Origin of the sequence: Nocardia wallacei (assembly GCF_029868745.1) — a bacterium.
GTDB lineage: Bacteria > Actinomycetota > Actinomycetes > Mycobacteriales > Mycobacteriaceae > Nocardia > Nocardia wallacei_B.
Window position 1 is genome coordinate 1 of the sequence record NZ_JARWOP010000217.1, and the last position, 10,072, is coordinate 10,072.

The 10,072-nt window shown below is 69.8% G+C and carries 10 protein-coding genes; 2 read left to right on the forward strand and 8 right to left on the reverse strand.

Annotation, left to right across the window (positions count from 1 at the left end):
• Nucleotides 1-254: 254 nt before the first annotated feature.
• From QH470_RS18125 to QH470_RS18140, 4 genes are all read right to left on the reverse strand, one after another.
• Nucleotides 255-593 (reverse strand): P-II family nitrogen regulator, encoded by a 339-nt coding sequence (locus QH470_RS18125; RefSeq protein WP_187687650.1) that lies wholly within the window; start codon nt 591-593, stop codon nt 255-257.
• A gap of 4 nt (nt 594-597) precedes the next feature.
• On the reverse strand, nt 598-1,944 hold the full coding sequence (locus QH470_RS18130; RefSeq protein WP_280273564.1) for an ammonium transporter: 1,347 nt from the start codon (nt 1,942-1,944) through the stop codon (nt 598-600).
• A 217-nt stretch (nt 1,945-2,161) separates the two neighbouring features.
• Nucleotides 2,162-3,538: a signal recognition particle-docking protein FtsY gene (gene ftsY, locus QH470_RS18135; RefSeq protein WP_280273565.1), complete on the reverse strand. Its 1,377-nt coding sequence runs from the start codon at nt 3,536-3,538 to the stop codon at nt 2,162-2,164.
• A gap of 113 nt (nt 3,539-3,651) precedes the next feature.
• The gene (locus tag QH470_RS18140) at nt 3,652-4,059 is read right to left on the reverse strand and encodes an RpiB/LacA/LacB family sugar-phosphate isomerase (RefSeq protein WP_280273566.1); all 408 of its coding nucleotides are present in this window, start codon (nt 4,057-4,059) and stop codon (nt 3,652-3,654) included.
• A 174-nt stretch (nt 4,060-4,233) separates the two neighbouring features.
• On the opposite strand from QH470_RS18140, the gene QH470_RS18145 reads away from it, so the two are divergent.
• Entirely contained in the window at nt 4,234-4,623 is a 390-nt protein-coding gene (locus QH470_RS18145) for a DUF2237 family protein (RefSeq protein ID WP_024806481.1), read from the forward strand.
• A gap of 60 nt (nt 4,624-4,683) precedes the next feature.
• Here the strand turns inward: QH470_RS18145 and QH470_RS18150 are convergent, their stop codons facing one another.
• Both QH470_RS18150 and QH470_RS18155 read right to left on the reverse strand, forming a co-directional pair.
• Complete coding sequence (locus QH470_RS18150) at nt 4,684-5,136, reverse strand: putative glycolipid-binding domain-containing protein (protein WP_280273567.1); 453 nt, start codon at nt 5,134-5,136, stop codon at nt 4,684-4,686.
• A gap of 9 nt (nt 5,137-5,145) precedes the next feature.
• The gene (locus tag QH470_RS18155) at nt 5,146-5,958 is read right to left on the reverse strand and encodes a TetR/AcrR family transcriptional regulator (RefSeq protein ID WP_280273568.1); all 813 of its coding nucleotides are present in this window, start codon (nt 5,956-5,958) and stop codon (nt 5,146-5,148) included.
• Nucleotides 5,959-6,046: 88 nt separating this feature from the next.
• Between QH470_RS18155 and QH470_RS18160 the strand changes: the two genes are divergently transcribed.
• Entirely contained in the window at nt 6,047-6,949 is a 903-nt protein-coding gene (locus QH470_RS18160) for an NmrA/HSCARG family protein (RefSeq protein ID WP_280273569.1), read from the forward strand.
• Here QH470_RS18160 and QH470_RS18165 read toward each other — a convergent pair.
• Together QH470_RS18165 and QH470_RS18170 are read right to left on the reverse strand one after the other, a co-directional pair.
• On the reverse strand, nt 6,946-8,634 hold the full coding sequence (locus tag QH470_RS18165) for a trypsin-like peptidase domain-containing protein (protein ID WP_280273570.1): 1,689 nt from the start codon (nt 8,632-8,634) through the stop codon (nt 6,946-6,948). The two genes, QH470_RS18160 and QH470_RS18165, sit on opposite strands and share 4 nt — an antisense overlap.
• A gap of 227 nt (nt 8,635-8,861) precedes the next feature.
• Nucleotides 8,862-10,072 (reverse strand): AAA family ATPase (locus QH470_RS18170; RefSeq protein WP_280273571.1); only part of this gene is annotated, 1,211 nt, incomplete at its 5' end.

The following is a 10,072-nucleotide window of genomic DNA, read 5'->3' on the forward strand; positions in this document are numbered from 1 at the left end:
GTAGCGAACTACACCGCAGCGAACACAGAGAAGTGAGCGGCGGGGCCCCCCCCCCCCCCGCCCCCCCCCGGGGGGGGGGGGGGGGGGGGGGGCCCCCCCGGGCGGGGGGGGGGGGGGGGGCGCGCCCCCCGGGGGGGGGCCACCCCCGGCCCCCCGCGCCGGCGGGGCCCCAGCCCCCCGCCCCCCCCGGGGCGGGGGGCGGGGGGGGGGGGGGCCCGCCGCTCACTTCTCTGTGTTCGCTGCGGTGTAGTTCGCTACAGAGCGTCGGCCCCGCGTTCGCCGGTGCGGACCCGGATCACCGCCTCGACGGGGGTGACCCAGACCTTGCCGTCACCGATCTTGCCGGTGCGGGCGGCCTCGACGATCACCTCCACCACCTTCTCGACGGAGGCATCGTCCACGACCACCTCGACGCGGACCTTCGGCACGAAGTCGACGGAGTACTCGGCGCCGCGGTAGACCTCGGTGTGGCCCTTCTGCCGCCCGTAGCCCTGCACCTCGCTGACGGTCATGCCCAGCACACCCGCCTGCTCCAACCCGCTCTTCACGTCCTCGAGCGTGAACGGTTTGACGATTGCAGTGATCAGTTTCATTGCGTCATGCCTCCTTGACGGCGGTACGTGCCGTGCCACCCACAGCAGCGAAATCGTATGCCGTTTCCGCGTGCTCCGACTCGTCCATACCCTGGAACTCGGCGTCGTCGCTCGCGCGCAGGCCGATGGTGTACTTGATCGCCAGCGCGATGATCGCCGTGACGACCCCGGAGAAGATCAGCACCGCGAAGGCGCCGACGGCCTGCTTGCCCAGCTGATCGAAGCCGCCGCCGTAGAACAGGCCCTCGACCCCGGCCGGCGCCTCGGAGGTGGCCACGAGGCCGACCATCAGGGTGCCGATCAGGCCGCCGACCAGGTGCACGCCGACCACGTCGAGCGAGTCGTCGAACCCGAACCGGAACTTCAGCCCGACCGCCAGGGCGCACAGCGCGCCGGCGACGATGCCGATGGCCAGCGCGCCGACCACGTTCACCGACGAACACGACGGAGTGATGGCGACCAGACCGGCCACGATGCCCGAGGCCGCGCCCAGCGAGGTGGGCTTGCCGTCACGGATCTTCTCGACCACGAGCCAGGCCAGCATGGCCGCCGCGGTGGCGATGGTCGTGGTCACGAAGGTGGCGCCCGCGATGCCATTGGAGGCGGTCGCCGACCCGGCGTTGAAGCCGTACCAGCCGAACCACAGCAGTCCGGCGCCGAGCATCACGAAGGGGAGGTTGTGGGGCCGCATCGGCGTCTTGGGCCAGCCCTTGCGCTTGCCGAGCACGATCGCCAACACCAGGCCCGCGATACCGGCGTTGATGTGCACCGCGGTGCCGCCCGCGAAGTCGATCGCCTTGAGCTTGTTGGCGATCCAGCCGCCGTGCTCACCGGTGATGCCGTCGAAGGAGAACACCCAGTGCGACACCGGGAAGTAGACGACCGTGGCCCACACGCCCGCGAACAGCAGCCAGGAGCCGAACTTGAGGCGGTCGGCGACCGCACCCGAGATGAGAGCGACGGTGATGATCGCGAACATCAGCTGGAAGGCCACGAACACCGACAGTGGGATCGTGCCCGCCACCGGAATCGCGGCGGGCGACGCGGGGTCGGTGGTGGCCAGATAGCTGCCGCCGAAGACCGACTTCAGCCCGAAGTACTGCCCGGGATCGCCGAACAGATTGCCCTTGTCGTCGCCGAATGCGAGCGAGAAGCCGTACAGCGACCATAGAACGGTCACCAGGCCCATCGCGCTGATACTCATCATGATCATGTTGAGTACGTTCTTGCCGCGCACCATGCCGCCGTAGAAAAAGGCCAGGCCGGGTGTCATCAGCAGCACGAGTGCCGAACTCGCCAGCATCCATGCGGTGTCGCCGGTATTGGGTTCACCGATTACGGGAAACGCCACCTTTGTTCCTCCTCATCTCGGGCCCTGCCGATTACGGCAAAACGAGCCTGCTGAGTAGGTTCCTCAGTCGGTGTTTCCTCCGTGACGCCGCGATGTTTCCGCTGGGTGAACGGATGAACTTGCAGTGTTGCCACTACGTTTCGTGCGGTTCACGATGGTTCGGGGCTCAGCGTGCGCACCCGCCCACCGTGAGCCGATTCGGTGAGGTTTTCGCAGGTCAACCCAGCAACGCGTCCACGAAGGCGGAGGGTTCGAAGGGAGCCAGATCATCGGCCCCCTCACCCAAACCGACCAGTTTGACCGGAACGCCCAGCTCGTGCTGGACCTGGAAAACAATACCGCCCTTGGCGGTCCCGTCCAGCTTCGTCAGCACCACGCCGGTGATGTCGACGACCTCGGCGAAGACGCGGGCCTGGGTCAGGCCGTTCTGTCCGACTGTCGCGTCGAGCACCAGCAGCACCTCGTCGACGGCGGCCTTCTTCTCCACCACCCGCTTGACCTTGCCTAATTCGTCCATCAGGCCGGTCTTGGTGTGCAGGCGTCCCGCGGTGTCGACCAGCACCGCGTCGACTCCGTTCGCGATTCCGGCGCTGACCGCGTCGAAGGCCACCGACGCGGGGTCGGCGCCCTCGCGACCGCGCACGGTCTCCGCGCCGACCCGTTCGCCCCAGGTCTGCAACTGGTCGGCGGCGGCGGCGCGGAACGTGTCGGCCGCGCCGAGCAGCACGCGGCGGCCGTCGGCGACCAGGACCCGGGCCAGCTTGCCCGTGGTCGTGGTCTTGCCGGTGCCGTTCACGCCGACGACCAGCAGGATCGACGGATGATCGTCGTGCGGCAGGGCTCGGATGGACCGGTTCAGCTCGGGGCGCAGCGCCTCGATCAGCACATCGCGGAGCACCTGGCGGGCCTGCTCACCGGTCCGGACGCTGCGCGCGGCCAGTTCCTCCCGCAGCCGCTGCACGATCGTGCCGGTGACGGCCGTGCCCAGATCGGCCATGACCAGGGTGTCCTCGATCTCCTCCCAGGAGTCCTCGTCCAGGTCGCCGCCACCGAGCAGGCCCAGCAGGCTCTTGCCGACCGCGTTCTGCGACCGGGACAGGCGGCCGCGCAGGCGGGTGAGGCGGCCCGCGGTGGGCTCGATCTCCTCCAATTGCGGTGCGGGAGTCTCGCTCTCGCTCGGCGCGGGAGCTTCCGCCGGTGCCGTGCCCTCGGGCGCTATCTCCTCGGCGGTGGCCGCGGTCTCGGCGGTGTCGGGTTCGGGGAGGCGGACGTCGGTGACGGTGCGGCGCGCCGAATCGCGCGGGATGGCGGCGTCGTCCCCGACGTGCGGCTGGCCCTCGTCGTCGGTGCGCTCGAGGGGAACCGGTTCCGGTTCCGGATGAGGCGGCGTCAAGGTCCCCGCACCCGCGCCACCCTGACTGAAGTCGAATCCGCCGGACGCCGTGTACCCGCCCGACCGGTCGGTCAGCTCCTGCTCGGTAGCGGCCGGGGTGAGGGTCACCCGCCGGCGCCGGTACAGAACAAATCCGGACACAAACGCCACCAGCAGCACGGCGGCGATCGCGGCGATCAGAATCCAAGCTTGCGCAGTCACGCCCCCATCCTTTCAGAACCCGGAGTTACACCTGTCGGGTGGCGGACCGCGGGCGCGTCGGCCCGCGACCTGCGGCCGGACCCACGGCATGGTCGTCGACGGGCCGGGATCGCTCAGGTGAGGCGGGTGTAGTTGCCGGCTTCCGAGACGTCGGGGTCGGTGGTGAGAAAGGCCTCGAGCATCTCCTCGGCGACCGTGGGCGAGGTCAGCCGGAGACCGAGGGCGAGCACATTGGCGTCGTTCCACTTCCGGGCGCCCGCGGCGGTGGAGCGGTCGGTGCAGAGCGCGGCCCGCACACCGGGCACCTTGTTCGCGGCGATCGACACGCCGGTGCCGGTCCAGCAGCACACCACGCCGCGGTCGGCCGCACCCCGCGCGACCGCCTCGCCGACCCCGCTGCCCACCTCCGGCCAGGCGATGTCCTCACCGACCACCAACAGTTCGTGTCCCTGGGCGGTGAGCCATTCCCGCAGGTGCCGGGTCAGGTCGGTGGATTCGTCGGTACCGAAGGCGATCCGCATGCGTCGAGCGTACGACCTGCGGTCCGCGCATTAACACAACCGCTGGTTACCCACCGGAAGGACACGCCGGAATCGGCGTAGTAGACACCATCAACTACCGACCGGTCTGCTCGTCCGAGCACCACACGGCGGAAGGCTCGGCGAATCCGATACCGAGACAATAGGATCGGCGACGTGACCGATCGAAATGTGCTTGGGGGACCGCTGGAGGAGTGTGGCACCGATCCTCTCACCGGCTTCTACCGGGACGGTTGCTGTAGCACCGGCCCCGAAGACCTGGGCAGCCACACGGTGTGCACCGTCGTAACCCAGGAGTTCCTGGAGCACCAGAAGTCGATCGGCAACGATCTGATCACCCCGCGCCCGGAGAACAACTTCCCCGGGCTGCAACCGGGCGACCGCTGGTGCGTGGTCGCGGTGCGCTGGCTACATGCCCACGAGGACGGTGTCGCCGCCCCGGTGGTCCTGGCCGCCACCCACGAGAACGCGCTCGAGGTCGTCCCGATGGACACGCTCCGCAAATACGCCGTCGATGTTCCCGACGACGTGAGCGATCTGCTGTAGGCCCGGGCGCGTCGGCGGGATCGTGAGAAGTATCACCGGTTGCGCTCGCGGGCACCGGGGTCAGGGATGGACCCGGCGTAGGTAGTCCTCGTACAGCAGGACGAATCCGTCGTCGTCGAAATCGATGCCGGCGCGGTAGTCGCCGGAGACGAACCGCACCGTCCGGCCGCCGCGCGGTTCGTACCGCTGCGCGGTGAGCGTGGCCGTCAGGTCCGGCACCGCGACGAATCGCATGGTGTAGTCCCGCGGGGCGGACGCCGCGCCCAGCAGTCCGTCGCGCATCACGGGCAGGGAGTTGAAGTACGCGGAGTGCTGGAGGTCGAAATAGTCGGCTCCGTCCAGACGATGCCGCACCGGGCCGTCGCCGATGTCGACGGTCAGCTCGGGACCGTCCAGCCGCCAGCGCAATTCGTAGGCCACGCCGATCTGGGTACCGTCGGCACGGTCCAGCGATTCGACGCGGACGATCTCCATCCGCGGCTCATCGATCCCCTGCCACACGAAGGTTCGCACGGGACGAGATTAGCGGCCGCCGTCGAATTCGAGGCCCGCGTTGACTGTCTCGGTGTCACAGGTCTTGGCGGAGGCGCGGCGGCGGTGCGCCTTCTGACGGCAGGCCGGTGAGCAGTACCGGGCGGGGCGGCCGGTGGCGGAGGGTCGCAGGGCGTCGCCGCACACCGGGCAACGGATCGTTTCGTTATGCGTTTCGTTACGATCCGGGCCGCGGGTTTCGAGTTTCGTCACGCGCTCGGGCGGGGCGGCGCGCATGGCGTCCAGCACCAGGGCGGCGGGCCGTGACAGCGTGTCGGTCAGCCCCGAAGAACGCTGCACGGCAAGACATCCGGCGAACAGCGCGACGACGTCGGGCATGGTGAGGTCCGCGCGCACCGAACCCTCGCGCTGCGCCGCGACCAGCAGCGCCGCCAGCGCGTGGCGGAACCGCTCGCCCGCACCCCGCAGCAGCTCGCGGGGCCAGCCGTCGTCGGACTCCAGCACATCGCACATCGCCTTGTTGCGGGGCGCGCCGATCACGACCTTGGCGCAGAACTCGATGAAGGCCGCGCCCGCGTCCGGCGCGTCACGGTAGCCGATGGCCAGCGCGGTGAGCCGGTCGACGCGTTGCTGCACAACGGCTTCCACCAGATCGGTCTTCGCCGGAAAATGCCGGTGCACGGTGCCGGCGCCGACTCCCGCGCGACGCGCGACCTCGGCGAGCGACACCGAGGTGCCGTGTTCGGCGAAGGCGCGCTGGGCGGCGGACAGGATCAGCGCACGGTTGCGCCGGGCATCGGCCCGGTTGCCGAGTCCCGGCTGCGGCTGAGTTTCGTTACGCACCTTCGATTCAACACTGGCAGCGGGCACTTCGCCCCTCCTATGGTCCGAATACGGGTCGAACAACCCGTATTCTAGCGAAGGGAAGCTCATGTCCGAATCGAACGATCCCATTCTGGTGACCGGCGCGACCGGCAAGCAGGGCGGCGCGACGGCCCGCCACCTCCTCGAGCACGGGCATCCCGTCCGCGCGCTGGTCCGTGACCCGAAGACCGCCGCGGCGCGGGAACTGTCGGGGCTGGGCGCGGAACTCGTGGTCGGCGATTTCGACGAACCCGCCACGCTCCGCACCGCGGTCGCCGGAGTCCGCGGTGTCTTCGCCGTACCGCCGAGTCCCATGGACCCGACGAGCGACATCAAGGACATCGAAGCCCGGCGGAGCGTGCAGCTGGTCGAGGCGGCGCGGGCGGCGGGGGTCGATCACTTCGTGTTCACCGGCATCGGCTCGTTCTCCGGCGGTGAGCGGATCGCCGCCGGGAAGGAGGCCGCCGAACAGGCCGTGATCGCCAGTGGCATGCGCTATACGCTGCTGCGACCCGTCCGGTTCATGGAGAACTATCTGGCACAGGGCACGCCGGTGGACGGGATCAGCGCGGGCGTCCACCGACATCTGTTCGCACCCGACCACCCGGTGCAGATGATCGCAGTAGACGACGTCGGCATCATCGCGGCGCTGGCCTTCGCCGAACCGGAGCGCTTTCACGGCCGGATCCTCGAATTGGCCGGTGACGAGCAGACACCGGCGGCCGCCACGGCGAGTATCTCGGAGGCCACGGGGATCCCCGTCCGGTACCACCAGCTCACCGGGCCGGAGGTGGCCGCGCTGGGCGAGCCGATCACCTCGGTCGCCCGGCTGGTCGGTGACGGCGGCGCGGGCTGGCACGCCGACATCCACGCGCTGCGCGTCATCCACCCCGGCCTCCGCACGTTCGACGACTGGCTGACGGAAACCGGTGCCGCACAACTGAAGTCGCTGCTGGACGGATCGGCTTAGAGCGCCTGTCCGCAGGTCCGGCAGAACCGGTTACCGGGCTCCGCACGGGAGCCACAGGTCCCGCAGAACGCGGGCGCCGCACTCGGCAGCTGCTCGGTATCGGCCCCGACTTCCGACGGGATCGACTGCACCGCAGTCGTTTCCGGCACATCGAAGCCGCGAATCGGCTGCGTCTCGGCCGGGACCGACGCCGTCGGCGCAGCGGCCTGCCACCCCGATACGGTCGGTGCAGCGGCCTGCCACCCCAACGTGGTCGGCGCAGGACTGCCCGGAACCGATTGCGGCGCAGATGGTCCCGGCACAGGGATCCCGGTAGGCGCCGGGACCGTCTGCGCTTCGGCCGATATCGGTGCGGGAGTACCAAGGCCGCTCCGGACGCCGGCGCCGACGACGTGGCCGGGGTGCTCGAAGCGGAATGCCGGGTCCGCGGCAGGTCCGGCCGACGGCATCGGCGGGGCCGCGAGGGCGACCTTGCCGCGCCGTGAGCGGCGCACCAGCAGCAGGACCAGGATCGCCACCACTACCGCGGCACCTGCTGCGCCACCGATCAGATACCAGAGCCGGTAGTCGGCGGACGAGTTGCCCCAGTCACCGAACTTGTCCCGCATCTGGGCCGCCGACGTCTTCATCTCGGCCGCCTTCGCGTGCTTCGGCGACAGCGCCAGCACCTTGTCGAAGTCCGAAATCGCGGTGGTGTACCGACCGGCATAGAACGCCGCGAGCCCGTCCCGATAGGAGGTGTCCACGGCGGCCGGTGCTTGCTGAACTCCGTTGCGCTTCAACAGTTCCGACAGGCCCGTAGCCGGTGCGACGAAGTTGAACGGCTGGGATTCGCCGCGAATCAGGAAGCTGTTCACCCCGATCACCCGCCCGTCGCCGCCGACGGTGGGACCGCCGCTCATCCCGGGCGACACGGCGGCGCTGATCTCGTAGACCGGCACGCTGCCCTGTGTCTTCTTCGAGCTGACCGCGCCTTCCTTGTTCGACGGTTCGGCCGAGCGATCCGTGACCGTATCCGTGCTGGCGGGGTAGCCGACCGCCAGGACCTGGTCGCCGATGCGGACGTCGGCGTCAGCGGCGAGTTCGGCCGCGGCGAGGCCGTGCGCCTCCACCTTCAGCAAGGCCACATCGCCCTGCCCGAGCGAGCGGTAGTCGACCACGCGGGCGGGCAGCGGATCGGTCCGCCCGTCGCCGAGTTGCACCGTCGCCCGCAGATCCAGCGGCGATCCCTTGGCCTCGCCCTCCACGGTCCAGTTCTTCGCACCGAACTCGTAGAACTCCTCGGCGCTCACCTGGACGCGGCGGTCGTGCGCCTCGAGCGCGGCCATCTGAATGTATTTGTCGCGGAACGATTCCGTGCCCGAACCGATGTCGACACAGTGCCCCGCCGTGGCGACGTACCCGTCGGGGTCGACCACGAATCCGGTGCAGGTCGCCTCGATCTCGTACGGCTGCCCGTCGTTGAACACATTGCCGAGTTCGTCGAGGACATAACCGCTGACACGCATATCGATGGCCGCGATCGCGGGACGAATCAGCGCGGCGGCCTGCTCCATCCGGTTCGGCGGATGCAGGTCCGCGGGCGCGGTGCCGGCGTCGCTGGAACAGGCGGCGCCACCGCCCATCACGAGCAGTGACAGTGCCGAGACGGCGGCGATTTTCGACCATGGCCGAGAACTGGACATGGGTGCTCCTCCAGGGAATTGATGCAGACCGGCCGACCCCGCCGAACCGGGATGGTCCCGTGGCACGGACACCGTTGCGATGCAGTGCTTCCCGAGGGGTCGATGTGGACCGGCTCACCCATGGTCACAGCGAATCGGCACGTCCGGTACGCACCCTAGGGGGCGATGTTCCTACCCAACGATGCGTTTCACCACCCGCACGGTAGCCGCGCCCGCACCGAAACGGTCTAGGCGGACGCCCCGACCAGGTTCTCCCCGCGCAGCCGCTGGGAGATCACCTGGGTGATGCCGTCGCCGCGCATGCTCACGCCGTAGAGCGCGTCGGCGATCTCCATGGTGGGCTTCTGGTGGGTGATGACGATCAGCTGCGACTTCTCCCGCAGCTGCTCGAACAGGCCGATGAGGCGGCGCAGGTTGGTGTCGTCCAGCGCCGCTTCCACCTCGTCCATGACGTAGAACGGCGAGGGCCGGGCCCGGAAGATCGCCACCAGCAGCGCCACCGCGGTCAGCGACTTCTCGCCGCCGGACAGCAGCGACAGCCGCTTGACCTTCTTCCCCGGCGGTCGGGCCTCCACCTCGATCCCGGTGGTCAGCATGTCCGTGGGGTCGGTCAGCAACAGCCGGCCCTCGCCGCCCGGGAACAGCTTCGCGAACACGCCGACGAACTCGCGCTCGACGTCCTCCCAGGCCTCGGTGAACACCTGCAGGATCCGCGCGTCCACCTCGGCGACCACGTCCAGCAGGTCCTGGCGGGCCTTCTTGACGTCCTCCAGCTGGGTGGACAGGAAGTTGTAGCGCTCCTCCAGGGCCGCGAACTCCTCCAGCGCAAGGGGATTCACCTTGCCGAGGGTGGTGAGGTCCTTCTCGGCGCGCTTGGCGCGGCGTTGCTGGGTGGCACGGTCGTAGGGCATCGGCTGCGGCGGGCTGACCTGCTCGCCGCGCTCCTTGGCCTGCTCGTACTCCTGCAGTTCCAGCGAGGTCGGCGGCATCGGCACGTCGGGGCCGTACTCGGCGATCAGGTCGTCCAGGGCGATGCCGAACTGCTCGGAGATGGTCTGCTCGAGCTGTTCGATGCGCAGAGCCGCCTCGGCGCGCGCCACCTCGTCGCGGTGCACGGCGTCGGTGAGCTGGGTCAGCTGGGTGGTCAGCGCCCGCACCCGCTCCTTGATCTGGTCGACCTGGGCGGCGCAGTCGGTGCGCCGCCGCACCAGTTCGTCCCGGCGCGAAGAGGCTTCGCCCACAACGGTTTCCAGCTCGGCGGCGACCCGCTCGGCGGACTCGGCGACGACGGCGGCGACCTCGGCGGCCCGGCGGCGCGCGGCCTGGGGGCGCGCGGCGCGGGGCCGGGGGGCACCCGCCGCGCGGGCGGCCCCGCCCCCCGGAAGACCCCTGGCCCCGTCCCCGTACGGGCGGGGCACCGCGGGGGGCGCCCCCCCCC

What these genes read in the sequence shown, in the direction of transcription:
- QH470_RS18165 (WP_280273570.1), bottom strand. Translation starts at nt 8,634, where the DNA reads ATGTCCAGTTCTCGGCCATGGTCGAAAATCGCCGCCGTCTCGGCACTG.
- QH470_RS18140 (WP_280273566.1), bottom strand. Translation starts at nt 4,059, where the DNA reads ATGCGGATCGCCTTCGGTACCGACGAATCCACCGACCTGACCCGGCAC.
- QH470_RS18160 (WP_280273569.1), top strand. Translation starts at nt 6,047, where the DNA reads ATGTCCGAATCGAACGATCCCATTCTGGTGACCGGCGCGACCGGCAAG.
- QH470_RS18125 (WP_187687650.1), bottom strand. Translation starts at nt 593, where the DNA reads ATGAAACTGATCACTGCAATCGTCAAACCGTTCACGCTCGAGGACGTG.